The 16,596-nt window shown below is 67.4% G+C and carries 14 protein-coding genes; 10 read left to right on the plus strand and 4 right to left on the minus strand.

The genetic code is table 11. The features are described from left to right. Nucleotides 1-239: 239 nt before the first annotated feature. On the plus strand, nucleotides 240-1,748 hold the full coding sequence (locus ACIP4X_RS26350; protein ID WP_401350904.1) for a glycosyltransferase family 87 protein: 1,509 nt from the start codon (nucleotides 240-242) through the stop codon (nucleotides 1,746-1,748). A gap of 91 nt (nucleotides 1,749-1,839) precedes the next feature. Here the strand turns inward: ACIP4X_RS26350 and ACIP4X_RS26355 are convergent, their stop codons facing one another. The 3 genes from ACIP4X_RS26355 to ACIP4X_RS26365 all read right to left on the minus strand — a co-directional run bounded on the left by ACIP4X_RS26355 (nucleotide 1,840) and on the right by ACIP4X_RS26365 (nucleotide 4,614). Further along, nucleotides 1,840-2,871 (minus strand): alanine racemase, encoded by a 1,032-nt coding sequence (locus ACIP4X_RS26355; RefSeq protein WP_358738316.1) that lies wholly within the window; start codon nucleotides 2,869-2,871, stop codon nucleotides 1,840-1,842. 84 nt (nucleotides 2,872-2,955) lie between these two features. Beyond that, complete coding sequence (gene femX / locus ACIP4X_RS26360) at nucleotides 2,956-4,077, minus strand: peptidoglycan bridge formation glycyltransferase FemX (RefSeq protein ID WP_358738314.1); 1,122 nt, start codon at nucleotides 4,075-4,077, stop codon at nucleotides 2,956-2,958. 213 nt (nucleotides 4,078-4,290) lie between these two features. Next, a complete protein-coding gene (locus ACIP4X_RS26365) occupies nucleotides 4,291-4,614 on the minus strand; it encodes a hypothetical protein (protein WP_358738313.1) in 324 nt (107 codons plus the stop codon). Nucleotides 4,615-4,898: 284 nt separating this feature from the next. Here ACIP4X_RS26365 and rpsF point away from each other — a divergent pair, with 284 nt between their 5' ends. The 4 genes from rpsF (at nucleotide 4,899) to rplI (ending at nucleotide 6,594) form a co-directional block, all read left to right on the plus strand. Further along, nucleotides 4,899-5,189, plus strand: a complete 291-nt coding sequence (gene rpsF / locus ACIP4X_RS26370; RefSeq protein WP_019324683.1) for a 30S ribosomal protein S6 — start codon at nucleotides 4,899-4,901, stop codon at nucleotides 5,187-5,189. A gap of 70 nt (nucleotides 5,190-5,259) precedes the next feature. Beyond that, nucleotides 5,260-5,850, plus strand: a complete 591-nt coding sequence (locus ACIP4X_RS26375) for a single-stranded DNA-binding protein (protein ID WP_358738311.1) — start codon at nucleotides 5,260-5,262, stop codon at nucleotides 5,848-5,850. 42 nt (nucleotides 5,851-5,892) lie between these two features. Beyond that, nucleotides 5,893-6,129: a 30S ribosomal protein S18 gene (rpsR, locus tag ACIP4X_RS26380; RefSeq protein ID WP_003949403.1), complete on the plus strand. Its 237-nt coding sequence runs from the start codon at nucleotides 5,893-5,895 to the stop codon at nucleotides 6,127-6,129. A gap of 18 nt (nucleotides 6,130-6,147) precedes the next feature. Next, nucleotides 6,148-6,594, plus strand: coding sequence for a 50S ribosomal protein L9 (rplI, locus tag ACIP4X_RS26385; RefSeq protein ID WP_326803237.1), 447 nt, complete (start codon nucleotides 6,148-6,150; stop codon nucleotides 6,592-6,594). Between the two features lie 139 nt (nucleotides 6,595-6,733). Here the strand turns inward: rplI and ACIP4X_RS26390 are convergent, their stop codons facing one another. Continuing rightward, complete coding sequence (locus ACIP4X_RS26390) at nucleotides 6,734-8,071, minus strand: MATE family efflux transporter (RefSeq protein ID WP_401350908.1); 1,338 nt, start codon at nucleotides 8,069-8,071, stop codon at nucleotides 6,734-6,736. A gap of 460 nt (nucleotides 8,072-8,531) precedes the next feature. Between ACIP4X_RS26390 and dnaB the strand changes: the two genes are divergently transcribed. The 5 genes from dnaB (at nucleotide 8,532) to ACIP4X_RS26415 (ending at nucleotide 16,582) form a co-directional block, all read left to right on the plus strand. After that, nucleotides 8,532-10,010 carry a replicative DNA helicase gene (dnaB, locus tag ACIP4X_RS26395; RefSeq protein WP_358738308.1) on the plus strand — a complete coding sequence of 493 codons (1,479 nt, stop codon included), beginning with the start codon at nucleotides 8,532-8,534 and terminating at the stop codon, nucleotides 10,008-10,010. A gap of 212 nt (nucleotides 10,011-10,222) precedes the next feature. Next, on the plus strand, nucleotides 10,223-10,957 hold the full coding sequence (locus ACIP4X_RS26400; protein WP_401350911.1) for a TnsA-like heteromeric transposase endonuclease subunit: 735 nt from the start codon (nucleotides 10,223-10,225) through the stop codon (nucleotides 10,955-10,957). After that, on the plus strand, nucleotides 10,954-13,107 hold the full coding sequence (locus ACIP4X_RS26405; protein WP_401350913.1) for a helix-turn-helix domain-containing protein: 2,154 nt from the start codon (nucleotides 10,954-10,956) through the stop codon (nucleotides 13,105-13,107). The genes ACIP4X_RS26400 and ACIP4X_RS26405 overlap by 4 nt, the downstream gene beginning before the upstream one ends. Continuing rightward, complete coding sequence (locus ACIP4X_RS26410; protein WP_401350915.1) at nucleotides 13,104-14,204, plus strand: TniB family NTP-binding protein; 1,101 nt, start codon at nucleotides 13,104-13,106, stop codon at nucleotides 14,202-14,204. The genes ACIP4X_RS26405 and ACIP4X_RS26410 overlap by 4 nt, the downstream gene beginning before the upstream one ends. Then, complete coding sequence (locus ACIP4X_RS26415; RefSeq protein ID WP_401350917.1) at nucleotides 14,201-16,582, plus strand: TniQ family protein; 2,382 nt, start codon at nucleotides 14,201-14,203, stop codon at nucleotides 16,580-16,582. The genes ACIP4X_RS26410 and ACIP4X_RS26415 overlap by 4 nt, the downstream gene beginning before the upstream one ends. Nucleotides 16,583-16,596 lie beyond the last annotated feature (14 nt).

Raw genomic sequence — 16,596 nt, forward strand, 5'->3', positions numbered from 1 at the left:
CCGCCAGGGGGGCCCCCCCCGGCGCCCCCGCCACGGGCGCAACCGCCCCGCCCGCGGCCCCGGCGGCGGTTGGCCCCGACCCCGGCCGCGCGCGCCCCCCCCCCCCCCCGGGGGGGGCCCCGCGCTCGTTCGTGCGAGGGGGCGTTTCGGGTTCGGCCTCGGCGAGGAGAACGGGCCGTCGCCCCCTCCGCGGTGCCGACCGGGCACGCGCCCTCGGGCCGTACGGCAGGATGTGCTGCATGCCCAGTGCTGAATCGACGCAAGCGAGCGTGCACGAGCCGGACCCGGTGCGGCCGACCAGGGAGGACGAGGTCGCGGCGGCCGGCAGCGAGCTGATCGGCGGCCCCGTCGGGCGGCGTGCCCTGCTCGGAAGGTCCTGGTGGACCCCCGTACGGGTCGTCGCGCTCGTCGCGATCGGCATGTTCGCCCTCGGCCTGGTCCAGAAGGTGCCCTGCTACCACGGCGCCTGGTTCTTCGGTGCGAGCTCCCAGTACACGAAGGCCTGCTACTCGGACATTCCGCACCTCTATCAGGGCCGCGGTTTCGCCGAGGGCCTCGTGCCCTACTTCGACAGGCTCTCCGGCGACATGCCGTACCTGGAGTACCCCGTACTGACCGGGGTCTTCATGGAGGTGGCCTCCTGGCTGACCCCGCACAGCGGCAGCATCCAGCACCAGGAACAGTGGTACTGGATGGTCAACGCCGGGATGCTGATGGTGTGCGCGGCCGTCATCGCCGTCTGCGTGACCCGTACCCACGCCCGGCGGCCGTGGGACGGTCTCCTGGTTGCCCTCGCGCCTGCCTTCGTGCTGACCGCCACCATCAACTGGGACCTGCTGGCGGTCGCCCTGACGGCCGCCGCGATGCTGATGTGGTCCCGAGGGCGCTCGGTCGCCTTCGGCGTCCTGCTGGGCCTCGCCACGGCCGCCAAGCTCTATCCCGTCTTCCTGCTCGGCCCGCTGTTCGTGCTGTGCTGGCGGGCGGGGAAGTGGCGGGACTTCGGCAGGGCCGTGGCGGGCGCCGTCGTCGCCTGGCTGGTGGTGAACCTGCCGGTGATGGCCTTCGCCTCGGAGGGCTGGTGGCAGTTCTACAGGTTCAGCCACGACCGGGGCGTCGACTTCGGCTCCTTCTGGCTCATCTGGGCCCAGAACTCGACCAGTCCGCCGAGCACCGACTTCGTCAACACGACGGCCACCCTGCTGGTGGTGCTGTGCGCCCTCGGCATCGCGGCGCTGACGCTGTACGCCCCGCGCCGTCCGCGCTTCGCCCAGCTCGCCTTCCTGATCGTGGCGGCCTTCATCCTCACCAACAAGGTCTACTCGCCGCAGTACGTCCTGTGGCTGGTCCCGCTGGCCGCACTGGCCCGCCCCAAGTGGCGCGACTTCCTGATCTGGCAGGCCTGCGAGGTGGCGTACTTCCTCGGCATCTGGATGTACCTCGCCTACACGACCAGCGGAGACGCCCACAAGGGACTGCCGACCGACGGCTACCACTGGGCGATCGCCGTGCACCTGCTGGGCACGCTGTACCTCTGCGTGGTCGTCGTGCGCGACATCCTCATGCCGGAGCGGGACGTGGTGCGCCGGGCCGGCGACGACGACCCCTCGGGCGGTGTCCTCGACGGCGCCGAGGACGTCTTCGTCCTGGGCACCCGGGCCCGGCCACCGTACCCGGAGACGGACTCGGGCGGCCCGCACGTGGAGTGGGGCGGCCAGGGTCCGGCCGCACCCCGGAGCGGTTCGCTCTGAGCGAACAGCGCCCTCGGGGGCCATGCGAAAGGCCGTGTCCGGCATCACCGGACACGGCCTTTCGCATGAGAACGGGTCTTGGGACCGCCGCTCAGTGGTCCATGAGCCGGTCGAACTGCGTGGTGGTGTGGCGCAGATGGGCCACCAGCTCGTCACCGACCTTGGGCTCCTGCGCGTCCGAGGGGACGAACAGGATCGACACCTGCATGTGCGGCGGCTCCGCGAACCAGCGCTGCTTGCCGCTCCAGACGAACGGGGAGAGGTTGCGGTTCACCGTGGCGAGACCGGCGCGGGCGACGCCCTTGGCGCGCGGCATGACGCCGTGCAGCGCCTTGGGGGCCTCAAGGCCCACCCCGTGCGACGTACCGCCCGCCACGACCACCAGGAAGCCGTCCGAGGCCGCCTTCTGCTGGCGGTAGCCGAAACGGTCGCCCTTGCTGACCTTGGTGACGTCCAGGACCGCCCCGCGGTACTCGGTGGCGTCGTGGTCCCCCAGCCAGAGCCGGGTGCCGATGCGGGCACGGAAACGCGTCTGCGGGAACTGCTGCTGCAGCCGGGCGAGTTCATCCGCCTTGAGGTGGCTGACGAACATCGTGTGCAGCGGCAGGCGGGCCGCGCGCAGCCGGTCCATCCAGCCGATGACCTCCTCCACCGCGTCCGAGCCGTCCGTGCGGTCCAGCGGCAGGTGGATGGCGAAGCCCTCCAGCCGGACGTTCTCGATGGCGGCGTGCAGCTGCGGCAGATCCTGCTCGCTGATGCCGTGCCGCTTCATCGAGGACATCACCTCGATGACCACGCGGGCCCCGACGAGGCCGTACACCCCGTCGATCGACGACACCGAGCGGACCACGCGGTCGGGCAGCGGCACCGGCTCCTCACCGCGGCGGTACGGCGTCAGCACCAGCAGGTCACCGCTGAAGAAGTCCTTGATGCGGGCGGCTTCGTACGTCGTGCCGACGGCGAGGATGTCGGAGCCCAGCCGCGTGGCCTCCTCCGCCAGCCGCTCGTGCCCGAATCCGTAGCCGTTGCCCTTGCAGACCGGGACCAGCCCCGGGAACTGCTCCTGCACGTGCTTGTGGTGCGCCCGCCAGCGCGCGGTGTCGACGTAGAGCGTGAGCGCCATGGCCGGACCTGGAACCTCTCTCGTGGATGCGGTGTAGCAGAAGTATGGAAGGTGTCGACGGGGGTCGAAACGCGGAGTGTCAGGTCAGCGGCGCGACATGTAGATGTCGAGCGCCTTGTGGAGCAGCTTGTTCAGCGGGAAGTCCCACTCCCCGAGGTACTCGGCGGCCTGGCCGCCGGTGCCGACCTTGAACTGGATCAGACCGAAGAGGTGGTCGGTCTCGTCCAGCGAGTCGGAGATGCCGCGCAGGTCGTAGACCGTGGCGCCGAGCGCGTAGGCGTCGCGCAGCATCCGCCACTGCATCGCGTTCGAGGGCCGGACCTCGCGGCCGATGTTGTCGGAGGCGCCGTAGGAGTACCAGACGTGCCCGCCGACGATCAGCATCGTCGCCGCCGCCAGGTTCACGCCGTTGTGCCGGGCGAAGTACAGCCGCATGCGGTTGGGGTCCTCGGTGTTGAGGGCCGTCCACATGCGCTGGAAGTACGACAGCGGGCGGGGCCGGAAGTGGTCGCGCACGGCCGTGATCTCGTACAGCCGCTGCCATTCCTCGAGGTCCTGGTAGCTGCCCTGGACGACCTCGACGCCGGCCTTCTCGGCCTTCTTGATGTTGCGGCGCCACAGCTGGTTGAAGTTCTTGTGCACCTCTTCCAGGGACCGGTTGGCCAGCGGCACCTGGAAGATGTAGCGGGGCTGCACGTCGCCGAAGCCGGCGCCGCCGTCCTCGCCCTGCTGCCAGCCCATACGGCGCAGCTTGTCGGCGACCTCGAAGGCGCGGGGCTCGATGAAGTCGGCCTCCAGGTCGCGCAGGCGCTTGACGTCCGAGTCCTGGATGCCCTTCTTGATGGTCTCGGCGTTCCAGCGGCGGATGATCACCGGCGGGCCCATCTTCACCGAGAAGGCACCCTGCTGCTTCAGGTGCGCCAGCATCGGCTGGATCCAGTCGTCGAGATTCGGCGCGAACCAGTTGATGACCGGACCCTCGGGCAGGTACGCGAGATACCGCTTGATCTTGGGCAGCTGGCGGTACAGGACGAGACCCGCGCCGACCAGCTCGCCGGTGCGCTCGTCGAACCAGCCCAGGTTCTCCGAGCGCCACTCCGCCTTGACCTCTGCCCATGCCGGGACCTGCATGTGACTCGCCGCGGGCAGGTTCTGGATGTATGCCAGATGCTGCTCTCGACTGATGGTCCTCAGGGTCAGGCTCATTCGGGGCGCTCCTCGGGCTGGCGTGTCCCCATGGGTACAGGGGCTCCGGCTCTCGCGCCGAAGCCTACTGCGCCCCGGGAGCGCCCAGACTGGCCGCACACAACCTTCGGTCCGGCCCGTTCATCGCCGCGGTGCCGGTCGTGCGGTCGTACGGGCGGCGTCCGCGGTCTTGGGCGGACGCCGTCCCCGAGGAGCGGCCGGGCGTGCCCGGTCTCAGCTGAACAGGCCGCCGAACAGGCCGCCGTGCGCCAGGCCGAGATAGAAGCCCACCGCGGAGGCGCCGAGACCGAGCACAAGCCCGAAGCGCTCGCGCGTCGTCACGGAGATCCACTGGCCGTACGCGCCGGTGAGGATCCCCACCAGACCGGCCCAGGAGCTCAGCAGGTGCAGGCTGTGGAAGAGGAGCCCGGTGATGAACGCCAGCACGCCCAGTACCAGGGTCACCACGAGCAGGGTGTCCTGGACCGGGTGGGACTTGCCGTCGGTGGCGAAGAGGCCGCCGCCCGCGGCGGTGTTCGGTCGCATCGTCTGTGCCATGGGGCACCTCCAGCGAAAAGCGGCGCATCATAGCGCCGTGCACACCCGAGGTGTCCAGGTTGACGGGTCCGGCGCCCCGATTTCAACCGGAAGCAGGTGTGCGGGTAGTCTGTACGTTCTGCACGGTGTCTGCCCAGGCTGAGCCACGGCCAATCTGGAGAGTCCGTCAGCCGGCCCTCGTTGTCAGTGGCGGCTGATGTACTGCAAGCACTGTTGCGTACGCATAACAACCCTCCTGCCACGGAACGACCGTGGCCGTTGAGTCCAGAGGAGGTGGGTTCCACATGCGTCACTACGAGGTGATGGTCATCCTCGACCCCGATCTCGAGGAGCGTTCTGTCTCCCCGCTGATCGAGAACTTCCTTTCCGTCGTCCGTGACGGTGGCGGAAAGGTCGAGAAGGTCGACACCTGGGGCCGTCGTCGTCTCTCGTACGAGATCAAGAAGAAGCCCGAGGGCATCTACTCGGTCATCGACCTGCAGGCCGAGCCTGCGGTCGTCAAGGAGCTCGACCGCCAGATGAACCTGAACGAGTCGGTCCTCCGGACCAAGGTCCTCCGCCCCGAGACCCACTGAGCCCTTCGCTCAGCTGATCTCGGGATTCGAGTAGCAAGCAGCCAGAGCAAACCCGCCGAGAGGTTCCCCCATGGCAGGCGAGACCGTCATCACGGTCGTCGGCAATCTTGTCGACGACCCCGAGCTGCGCTTCACCCCGTCCGGTGCGGCGGTCGCGAAGTTCCGCGTCGCGTCCACTCCCCGCACCTTCGACCGTCAGACGAACGAGTGGAAGGACGGCGAGAGCCTCTTCCTGACCTGCTCGGTCTGGCGTCAGGCGGCGGAGAACGTCGCCGAGTCGCTCCAGCGAGGCATGCGCGTCATCGTGCAGGGCCGGCTGAAGCAGCGGTCCTACGAGGACCGTGAGGGCGTCAAGCGCACGGTCTACGAACTGGACGTCGAAGAGGTCGGTGCCAGCCTGCGCAACGCCACGGCCAAGGTCACCAAGACCTCGGGCCGCGGTGGCCAGGGTGGTTACGGCGGCGGTGGCGGCCAGGGCGGCGGCCAGGGTGGCGGCGGCTGGGGCGGTGGCCCCGGTGGCGGCCAGCAGGGCGGCGGCGCTCCCTCCGACGACCCGTGGGCGACCGGTGCTCCCGCCGGTGGCAACCAGGGCGGCGGTGGCGGTGGCTGGGGCGGTGGCTCCGGCGGCGGTGGCGGCTACTCGGACGAGCCCCCCTTCTAGGCGGGCCGTACCCCAACTTCTTGATCACACAGGAGAAACACCATGGCGAAGCCGCCTGTGCGCAAGCCTAAGAAGAAGGTCTGCGCTTTCTGCAAGGACAAGGTCACGTACGTGGACTACAAGGACACGAACATGCTGCGGAAGTTCATTTCCGACCGCGGCAAGATCCGTGCCCGTCGCGTGACCGGCAACTGCACGCAGCACCAGCGTGACGTCGCCACGGCCGTCAAGAACAGCCGTGAGATGGCGCTGCTGCCCTACACCTCCACTGCGCGCTAAGGGAAGGGTGAGCCACACATGAAGATCATCCTTACCCACGAGGTCTCCGGCCTCGGTGCCGCGGGCGACGTCGTGGACGTCAAGGACGGCTACGCTCGCAACTACCTGATCCCGCGGAAGTTCGCCATCCGCTGGACCAAGGGCGGCGAGAAGGACGTCGAGCAGATCCGTCGTGCTCGCAAGATCCACGAGATCCAGACCATCGAGCAGGCCAACCAGATCAAGGCCCAGCTCGAGGGCGTGAAGGTCCGTCTGGCCGTTCGCTCCGGCGACTCCGGCCGCCTGTTCGGTTCCGTCACCCCGGCCGACGTCGCCTCGGCGATCAAGGCTGCCGGCGGTCCCGAGGTCGACAAGCGTCGCATCGAGCTGGGCGCGCCGATCAAGTCCCTGGGCGGTCACGAGACGTCCGTGCGTCTGCACCCCGAGGTTGCCGCCAAGGTCAACATCGAGGTTGTCGCCGCGTAAGGCGCTCCGCTCTGCTTGAGCAGTGAGGAAGGGGCCGCATCCGTCGAGGATGCGGCCCCTTCCGCGTGGCTGAGTCAACGGCCCGGGCAGCGGTGTTTCATGTGAAACCTGGCAGCCCGTGGTGTTTCACGTGAAACAGTCAGCGTGCCACTCCCGTGACGATCCAGCGGCCCGAGCGGGAACGCAGCCACAGCGTCAGCAGCCGCACCGCCATCATCAAGGTCATGGCCGCCCAGAGCGCGGTGAGTCCGCCGCCGAGAACGGGTACGAGCAGCGCCACGGGTGTGAAGACCGCCAAGGTCACCAGCATGGCCCTGGCGAGATACGGTCCGTCTCCCGCACCCATCAGCACCCCGTCCAGGACGAAGACCACGCCGCAGATCGGCTGGGAGAGCGCCACCAGAAGCAGTGCTCCCAGTGCCGTGTCCTTGACGAGGGCGTCACTGGTGAACAGCGGCAGGAAGAGCGGCCGGCTCAGGAAGACCAGAAGTCCGAGGGCGAATCCGACGGCTGTCCCCCACTGCACCATGCGTCGGCAGGCCTCGCGAGCACCCTGGGGATCGTCGGCGCCCAGGTAACGGCCGATGATGGCCTGCCCGGCGATCGCGATGGCGTCGAGGGCGAACGCGAGCAGGCTCCACAGGGACAGGATGATCTGGTGGGCGGCGATGTCCGCGTCACCGAGGCGGGCCGCCACGGCCGTGGCGATCATCAGGATCGCCCGCAGGGAGAGCGTACGGACGAGCAGTGGGGCACCGGCCTGGGCCGATGCCCTGATTCCGGCCCGGTCGGGCCGCAGGGAGGCGTGGTGCCGACGCGCTCCACGGACGACGACACAGAGATAGACCGCCGCCATGCCGCACTGGGCGATGACGGTGCCCCAGGCGGAGCCCGCGATGCCGAGCCCGGCGCCGTAGACGAGCCCAACATTGAGGACACCGTTGGCGACGAACCCGGCGACGGCCACATACAGCGGTGTCCGGGTGTCCTGAAGTCCACGAAGGACTCCGGTCGCGGCCAGCACGACGAGCATGGACGGAATGCCGAGCGAGGAGATGCGCAGATAGGTCGTCGCGTACGGTGCCGCCGTGGACGAGGCGCCGAAGAGGTCCACCAGGGCGGGCGCGGTGGGCAGCACGACCGCGATGACGGCGGCCCCGAGCAGCAGTGCCAGCCAGATGCCGTCCATGCCCTGGCGGATGGCTGCCGGGAGGTCGCCCGCGCCGACACGGCGGGCGACCGCTGCCGTGGTGGCGTAGGCGAGGAAGACGAAGACGCTGACGGCGGTGGTCAGAAGGGCCGAGGCGATGCCGAGCCCGGCGAGTTGCGCCGTGCCGAGATGGCCGACGATCGCGCTGTCGGCCATCACGAAGAGGGGTTCGGCGACGAGCGCGCCGAAGGCCGGGACGGCGAGCGCGACGATCTCTCGGTCGTGCCGACGCCGGGTGGCCGGGCGGCGTGCGGGGGCCTGTGTCATGAGCACCAATGTAATCGTCCACAGGTAAGAGATGCAAAGCTCTTGCAGTCCTTACTAGGGCTTTGGTGGCGTTCGCTTGTGCGTACCGTTCGAGGCGATCTTGGTCCGACTGGGAAAGTTTTTCTTCTGCACAGCCGGTGGACGGGAAAGCGGCAGGTCAAGAGGGGTCTGTGGGTGGCGCCGAGGGCTTTTTCACAGGGCTGTCCACCGGCTCGTGCACAGGTTTCGCCGAGTTCTCCACAGCATCCGGGCCGTCGTCCACATGGCCTGTGGATAACCAGATTGGCTGACGCTGTTCTGGGCCCTACCGTGGTCCGGCGCCCGCTCCGTCCGCCGGCTTCCAAAGCGTCATAAACCTGACGCGCCTGAAGCGGAGTTGGGCCTCTCATTTTGTCAGTGCCGTCCCGTATGAAAGAGGGGCACGGCGAGGTCCGCTCGGCGGACGGGAGGAGGCTGCTCGGTGAGCATTTCCGAGCCCCTGGACGACCCGTGGGCCGACAGCGGCCCAAGTGATCGTCTGCCCGCCTCCCGCCGCCGCCCCGACACGGACCGCGGCCGGGACGACCAGCACGACCGCGGCCGGGAGAACGGCGGGTGGGACGACGGGGGTTCCGCCTTCGAACGCGTTCCCCCACAGGACCTCGACGCCGAACAGTCGGTGCTCGGTGGCATGCTCCTGTCCAAGGACGCCATCGCCGACGTGGTGGAGATCCTCAAGGGCCACGACTTCTACAAGCCGGCCCACGAGACGATCTACCAGGCGATCCTCGACGTCTATGCCAAGGGCGAGCCGGCCGACCCGATCACCATCGCCGCCGAGCTCACCAGACGCGGCGAGATCAACAAGGTCGGCGGTGCCTCGTATCTGCACACGCTCGTGCAGACCGTGCCGACGGCGGCCAACGCCGCGTACTACGCCGAGATCGTCCACGAGCGTGCGATCCTGCGCCGCCTGGTCGAGGCGGGCACGCGTATCACCCAGATGGGATACGCGGCCGACGACGACGTCGACGAGATCGTCAACCGGGCCCAGGCCGAGGTCTACGCGGTCACCGAGCAGCGCACCAGCGAGGACTACCTGCCGTTGGGCGACATCATGGAGGGCGCGCTCGACGAGATCGAGGCGATCGGCTCGCGCAGCGGGGAGATGACCGGTGTGCCCACCGGGTTCACCGACTTCGACTCGCTGACGAACGGTCTGCACCCGGGGCAGATGATCGTCATCGCCGCCCGTCCCGCGATGGGCAAGTCGACGCTCGCGCTGGACTTCGCGCGGGCGGCGTCGATCAAGAACAACCTGCCCAGCGTCATCTTCTCGCTGGAGATGGGGCGCAACGAGATCGCGATGCGTCTGCTGTCCGCCGAGGCGCGGGTCGCCCTGCACCACATGCGTTCGGGCACGATGACCGACGAGGACTGGACGCGGCTGGCCCGCCGGATGCCCGACGTCTCGGCCGCTCCGCTCTACATCGACGACTCCCCGAACCTGTCGATGATGGAGATCCGCGCCAAGTGCCGGCGCCTGAAGCAGCGCAACGACCTCAAGCTGGTCGTGATCGACTACCTCCAGCTGATGCAGTCCGGCGGCTCCAAGCGTGCCGAGAGCCGGCAGCAGGAGGTCTCGGACATGTCCCGTAACCTCAAGCTGCTGGCCAAGGAGCTGGAGATCCCGGTCATCGCGCTCTCCCAGCTCAACCGTGGCCCCGAGCAGCGCACCGACAAGAAGCCGATGGTCTCCGACCTGCGTGAGTCCGGATCCATCGAGCAGGACGCCGACATGGTCATCCTGCTGCACCGCGAGGACGCCTACGAGAAGGAGTCACCGCGTGCCGGCGAGGCCGACCTGATCGTCGCCAAGCACCGTAACGGCCCGACCGCGACCATCACGGTCGCCTTCCAGGGCCACTACTCCCGCTTCGTGGACATGGCACAGACCTGATCCGGCGGCTGTAGGGTCTCGCGTTTCGTGGCGGAATCTCGTGGATCTTGGCGGGGTGGTGGCGGGTACGCCATCGAGCTGAGATTCAGAAGGGGATCGCGACGAAGTTCACTCGTTCGAGGGCGAGATCGTCGATCTTCCGTGATGTGAGGGTGCCCTGCACCGACCGTGTTGCCATCAGGTCGTCAGATCTCTGACGTTGGGGTGGGCACATGGTGGATCAGCTGCAACTCGATCTCTCGGCCGTGACGGTCAGCTTTAGGAGCGACGGCGGGGTCCAGGAAGACGTACGTTGGGCCGCCGTCTCGGGAAACTCGCTCGGGGCGGCTCGCCCGTGGCGTACGTTCCGCTGGTACAAGGGCCAGCAGCACTATTCGGGGACCTACTGGGCGTCAACCAATCGCGATCATGTGATCTACGAGTCGCGCTTGGAGTTGGCACGGCTGTTGTACGCCGATTTCGACGGGGCGGTGCACCGCATCGTCGCCCAGCCCTTCCTCATCAAGGCGAACATTGGCGGGAAGGTCCGCAAGCACATCCCGGACTATCTGCTGTTGAGTGCCGGCGGGTTGGTTGTCGTGGACGTCAAGCCGCTACGGCGGATGTCTGATCCCACGGTTGCATCCACCTTCGCCTGGACGCGTGAGGTCCTTGAATCCCGTGGGTGGCGGTACGAAGCATGGGGCGAGCCACCAGCCACCGAGCTAGAGAACCTGCGGTTTCTGGCTGGCTACCGCAGGTCTTGGTTGATCAACACCGATGTGCTGGACGAACTCCGGGCTCAGGACCTGGACGGCGCGACGGTCGGTGAGGCGGTTCGGTGCCTTCCGAATCACCCGCAGCCTCTGGTCCGCGCCAGCGTCCTTCACTTCCTGTGGACAGGGCAGTTGCGCACGGATCTGACAAGGCCACTGACAGCTAACGGGGTTCTGTGGAGGTCTGTATGAGCGGAGCTGGAGTTCGGGTCGGAGTCGGTGCACGGTTCCGCTACGACGGCGAGACCGTGGAAGTCATCGAGTTCGTGAGCACGCCCGCGGGCAATGAAGTCGTCTTGAAGGACACCCGAGAGAGGCTTCGGCGGCTGTCGTTGAAAGAGCTGCTCGCCTCGGAACGCGCGCAGATCGTCTCCGACGAGCTGGAGTCGGGGACGGCAGCCGATGAGGACACGGAGCTTCTCGGGGTGGTGCTCGGTCAGCTGAGCACAGCTGAGCAGCAGCAGGTTCGCGATCGTGCGCGCCATGTCAGGGAGGTGTTGACCGGCTATCAGTCGGGATGTAGCGAGCTTGCCGCTGAAGGGGAACCTCGCCCCGAGTACTTGCCAGACAGGGCTCTCGCACAGCGCTACCAGGCGAAGGCTCAGGAGCTCGGTGTGGGCTACCGGACAGTCGAGCGCTGGGTCGCAGACTTCCAACGGCAGGGCGAAGCGGGGCTTGCTCCTAGCCGTGCACACGGTTCGGCCAGCCGGACCAAAGCGGATGATCGATGGGTGGAGACCGCCCTGGAGGTGATGGTCGAGCACACCGGCGAGTCGAAACCGTCGCGGACGATGATCATTGAGCGGACGCGAGCACGGGTGATCGCTCGGTTTGGTCCAGACGTGGTGCCGCAGCCGAGCCGGGCGGTTGCGTTTCGGCTGATGTCGGAGCTGGAACGCAGGCATCCGCTGTTCCGGCTCAGCACGAAGCGGAACCGGGACATCGCCGACAGGCCGGAAGGCGCTTACGGCAAGTTGAGGCCGACTCGGCCAGGTGAGTACCTGCTGATGGACTCCACTCGGTTGGACGTGTTCGCGTTCGACCCGCTGACGTTGCGGTGGGTCCAGGCCGAGCTCTCAGTCGGGATGGACTGGTACACCCGCTGCATCACCGGGATCTGCCTCACGCCGGTCTCGACGAAGGCGGTAGACGTCAGCGCAGTGCTCTATCAGTCCTTCCGCCCCCGCCCGGCCGGGCGGGACTGGCCCAGGCACGCGGTCTGGCCCGAGCACGGCATCCCCAGGACGGTGCTGGTGGACATCGACGCGGCCGACGGCCCTGGGCTCGCCTCGCCGGCTCTGGTTCCAGAGACGCTGGTGGTCGATCACGGCAAGGTCTACATCTCGGACCATCTGACCAGCGTCTGCCGTCGGATGGGGATTTCGATCCAGCCCGCTCGGCTGCGGACGGGCCGAGACAAGGGCCCGGTCGAGCGGTTCTTCCGGACTGTTCGCGAGGACCTCCTACAGGCCCTGCCTGGTTACAAGGGGCCCGATATCCACTCCCGGGGCGAGAGGCCGGAGGACGACGCGTTCTTCTTCCTGGACGAGCTGGAGGCGATCATCCGTGAGTGGATCGCGGTGGTCTATCACTCCCGACCCCACTCCGGTCTCCTCGACCCGGGCCTGCCCGGGATGAGGATGTCCCCGGCGAAGATGTTCGAGCACGGCATGGCGAGGGCCGGCTACATCGAGGTGCCTCGGGATCCGGACCTCGCTTTCGAGTTCCTGCAGACCAAGTGGCGGACGATTCAGCACTACGGCGTCGAGATCGACCGCCGCCGCTACAACGGACCCGCGCTCAACGCCTACCGCAACGTCAAGAGCCCCTACGGCGGACCGGTCAAGAACGGCTGGCCGTTCCAGTTTGATCCCGATGACGTCACCCGAATCTACTTCCGGGATCCCAACAGCCGGCGCTGGCACGCACTGCTTTGGGAGCATGCCCCATCGATGGACATGCCGCTGAGCGAGGATGCGCTGGCGTTCGCGCGGAAACTGGCTGCGTCGAAGTACCGCTATCCGGACGACCGCCTCGCTGTTGCTGACCTGTTAGAACGCTGGAAGCTTGGGCTGGGTACGACACGGGCCGAGCGGCGCATGGCGCTGAGGCTTGCCCGTGATCAGGCGGCTATTGAATTGCCGGAGACCGAGGCGACGGCGGTCGTCTCGTTGCCGTCCGTTCGTAAGGCCCTGGGGCAAGAGCCAGCCGTGGCAGAGCGCGAGCGACCGGAGCCGATGGAAGTCGGCGATGACGATGAGGCCGACGAGATCGACACAGTGGGACTCGGCGCCGGGGGCCCGGACGACGACTTCTACTCGGACGCCCTGGAGGATGTGTGAGCAGTGAAAGCGTCCACGCACTGTCGCGCAAGGAGGGCTGGAGCGCTTACGTGCAGGCCCCCGACCGGGTACAGCCTGAGCCGCTCACGCGGACCCAGTTCAAGAGCCTCAGCGATGACGCGGCCGTCGACTACCTGAAGCACCTCCGTCAGTGGCACGCCAACATCGGCCCAGTCAAGACTCCGCAGCTCGCAGAACTGCACGAGACGCTGTGGGACATCGTCGACAGCAATGAGCAGGACGGTGACCAGGCCCGAAGCGCGGTCGCTGTCGACGCTTTCCCCGGTCTCGGTAAGAGCACATCCGTCATCGCCTTCGCCCGAGCCCTGCACCGCCGGGAGATTGCCGAGCTTGGGGCGTTGACGGCCGAGGGCCACGAGCGGCTGCCCGTATGCCGAGTAGGCCTCACCGGCAACACCGGCATCAAGGACCTCAACCGCAGCATGCTGGGGTTCTTTGGTCACCCCGGCCGCGTCCGGGGCACCACAACAGAACTGGGACAACGCGCCCTGGACTGCGTCTTGGAGTGCGACGTCCGCATCCTCATCATCGATGATCTGCACTTTCTCAAGTGGGGCAGCTCCAGCGGCATTGAGGTCAGCAACCACCTGAAGTGGATCTCCAACGAATTCCCGGTGACGCTCATCATGATCGGCGTCCGGCTCGCTGAGAAGGGACTGTTCAGCGAGGGCCGCTCGCCCGGCGAAGAAGCACTGGCCCAGACCGGACGCCGCACCACTCTCCTGGACATGCGGCCCTTCGCCATCGACACCGACCGCGGCCGGCGCGAGTGGCGCCAGATGCTCCTAGCCCTGGAACAGCGCCTGGTCCTGCCAGACAAGTACCCGGGGATGCTGGCGGACGACCTGTCCGACTACGTCTTCGCACGTTCCACCGGGCACATCGGTTCGCTGATGACGCTCATCCGCCGTGGTTGTCAGCGCGCTATGCGTACGGAAGAGTTCCGGCTCACCCAGGAACTCCTCGACAAGGTGAGGATCGACGAGGCATCAGAGCGCGCTCGCCAGGAGCTGCAAATGGCGATGGAGCGGGGCAAGCTCACCAGCAAGCCGCGGCAGCGACGAGGGCGCGCGTGACCAGCGCTGAACGAGAGCTTCGTACCTTCCCGCTCCGGTTGGCACCTATCGAGGGAGAGGCTCTCGACTCGTGGTGCGAAGCTTTGGCCGTCCGCTTGAGCACGCCGCTCGGGGATGTCATGAAGGCCCTCAGCGGCCCTGCTGTCGAGTCGGATGCTGACAGCCGGGGCCTACCCGCTTACACCCGGTGGATCATGTCGATGACGGACGCCGAAGTGAAGCGGGTCGCCTACATCACCGGTACGCCACCAGCCACCATCGCCAGGATGCTCCTGAGCCACTACCACGGACGGGCCCTCCTGATGGAGCCTGAGAGCGGGCGGGTCAACCGGCGGGCGCTGTGGGGCCGGGGAAGCCGGTCACGGTATTGCCCGGACTGCCTGGCGGATACCGGCGGCCGGTGGCGGCTGAGCTGGCGGCTCGGTTGGTCCTTTGCCTGCGTCGAACATGAGCGGCTCCTGGCTGACATCTGCCCTGGGTGCACTACACCGCAGAGACAGCGCCACAACGCCATCTCGCAACGCGGCATCCCCGAGTTGGGCAGGTGCGGTAACACCGTCACCGTCGAAGAGCCCCAGAGACGCCAGCGGTGCGGCCACGACCTGACGCGAGCCAGCACGCTCAGTCTGACCGGCTCGCATCCAGCCCTGCAGGTTCAAGAGCTCCTCAACACAGCCATCGAGAGTGACACCGCCGCCTTCGGCCTTTACGCCCTGTCCCCGCAACGCGCAGCACGGATGCTTTCCGACACGCGAGCGCTGGCAGGCGTCATCCTCGATCTTCCCGCGCAGCGGTTCGCTGGCATGCTTCCCCTGGATCTGGTCTCAGCCCACGAGGAGACCAACCGCAGCATGAAGGTCTTGTCGGCAGGGCGTACTCGTGCCGGATTTACCGCTCCTGCGGAAGCAGCCAGCGCGGCGTTCGCGGCTACGACAGCCCTAAAGATCTTGTGTCAGCCCGACGCCGGTGCCGCGGGGAGGCTCCTGCGCCCATTTCTGGAGGAGCTACGTGGCAAGCGCGCCCAGATCAGCGCCACCACGATCGGACGGATGAGCCGGAACAGCAGCCCTGTCCTGGAGGCAGTGGGACTTGCTGCCCTCGGCCCCACGCTGGCAGCCGCGCAGCAAGTCCGCTTCCGTACTGTCAGCGCTTTCCCACGGCTTCCGGCCCCGCACCGAGATCCCAGCCGAGCCCGAAACCGGAAGATCCCGGTCATGGTGTGGCCTTCCTGGGCGCTACGAGTCCGCCCATCCGACGGGATCACGCTGCAGACGTTGCAGCCCGCCCTCGCAGGAATCCTGCTCCTTCCAGGCAGCAGTAAGAACTGGACGCAGACGGCACGGCTCGTGGGATCAGCCACGGACGGGCCGACTCTTTCACGAGTGCTCCAGATCCTGCGGGACACACCGGAGTGGCCGGCGATCCACTGCGCACTGGACCACCTCGCCGCGTTCCTCGACGCAGCTGATGTCCCCATCGACTACACCCGCCGTCGGCGCCTTGACTACCGAGACCTCCTGCCCGAGGACGAGTGGGTGGAAATCGCCCGATCGGTCGACGTGCACCCAGGACAGGGCTGGCGAGTCAAGATTGTCAGAAACGTGCTGTTCCGGCAGGTGAGCGGCCTGTCCTGGCACTTGGCGCCGCCAGCAGCGTGCGAGAACAGCTCCAACTTCACCAACGCCGTCGTTGGCTTCTGGAAGCTCCAAACTCCGGAGCTGGCCCACGCTCTCGACTGTGCAGCACAGTCCTTCCTCGCCCGGCAAGGGATCCGCAACGAGCCGACAAGTTGGCATCCGCCCGCAGAACTTACTCGTGGCCTGGCCCTGCCAGGAGTGGATTCAGGACAAAACGACCTTGCTGAGCTGCACCGCCTCATCCGGGAGGAGGACCGCGCTGTCCCGGCGGCCGCACGCAGGCTCCGCTTAGATCTGGACACTGCCTGCAACCTGCTTCGAGAACATCCCGCACCCGCCCTGCCTCGCCAGAACAGGAGCGCTCCCGGCACCGGATCCGTGATGGAAGCAGCACGACGATCTGTTTCCCCGGTCCGGTTCGAGGAGCTCTACGTGACGCAAGGCCAGCCTCTGGACCAGGTGGCGACAGCGACCGGATTCACGAAGACCACGCTCACCCGCCTGGCAGCCGAGTACGGCATCCCCATGCGTAAGCGGGCTGACTACAAACCGCGAGGGGTTGTCGACCGAGACTGGCTCTTTCGGGAGTACGTCGAGAACCGAAGGACCCTACCCGAGCTAGCGCGGGAGAAGGGGATGAGTGTCATGAACATGAACCGCTGGGCCCACGCACATGGGATCCCGTTGCGGGCCCGCGGGGGAGCGAGCCATCGCGCACGGGTGCACAGAGGTGCAGATTAAGCAGTTAAGTCCAT

The sequence above is a fragment of the Streptomyces sp. NPDC088817 genome (assembly GCF_044750345.1).
In the GTDB taxonomy this organism is placed as follows: domain Bacteria; phylum Actinomycetota; class Actinomycetes; order Streptomycetales; family Streptomycetaceae; genus Streptomyces.

What these genes read in the sequence shown, in the direction of transcription:
- rplI (WP_326803237.1), top strand. Translation starts at nt 6,148, where the DNA reads ATGAAGATCATCCTTACCCACGAGGTCTCCGGCCTCGGTGCCGCGGGC.
- ACIP4X_RS26355 (WP_358738316.1), bottom strand. Translation starts at nt 2,871, where the DNA reads ATGGCGCTCACGCTCTACGTCGACACCGCGCGCTGGCGGGCGCACCAC.
- ACIP4X_RS26350 (WP_401350904.1), top strand. Translation starts at nt 240, where the DNA reads ATGCCCAGTGCTGAATCGACGCAAGCGAGCGTGCACGAGCCGGACCCG.
- rpsF (WP_019324683.1), top strand. Translation starts at nt 4,899, where the DNA reads ATGCGTCACTACGAGGTGATGGTCATCCTCGACCCCGATCTCGAGGAG.
- ACIP4X_RS26405 (WP_401350913.1), top strand. Translation starts at nt 10,954, where the DNA reads ATGAGCGGAGCTGGAGTTCGGGTCGGAGTCGGTGCACGGTTCCGCTAC.
- femX (WP_358738314.1), bottom strand. Translation starts at nt 4,077, where the DNA reads ATGAGCCTGACCCTGAGGACCATCAGTCGAGAGCAGCATCTGGCATAC.
- ACIP4X_RS26365 (WP_358738313.1), bottom strand. Translation starts at nt 4,614, where the DNA reads ATGGCACAGACGATGCGACCGAACACCGCCGCGGGCGGCGGCCTCTTC.
- rpsR (WP_003949403.1), top strand. Translation starts at nt 5,893, where the DNA reads ATGGCGAAGCCGCCTGTGCGCAAGCCTAAGAAGAAGGTCTGCGCTTTC.
- ACIP4X_RS26390 (WP_401350908.1), bottom strand. Translation starts at nt 8,071, where the DNA reads ATGACACAGGCCCCCGCACGCCGCCCGGCCACCCGGCGTCGGCACGAC.
- ACIP4X_RS26375 (WP_358738311.1), top strand. Translation starts at nt 5,260, where the DNA reads ATGGCAGGCGAGACCGTCATCACGGTCGTCGGCAATCTTGTCGACGAC.
- ACIP4X_RS26400 (WP_401350911.1), top strand. Translation starts at nt 10,223, where the DNA reads ATGGTGGATCAGCTGCAACTCGATCTCTCGGCCGTGACGGTCAGCTTT.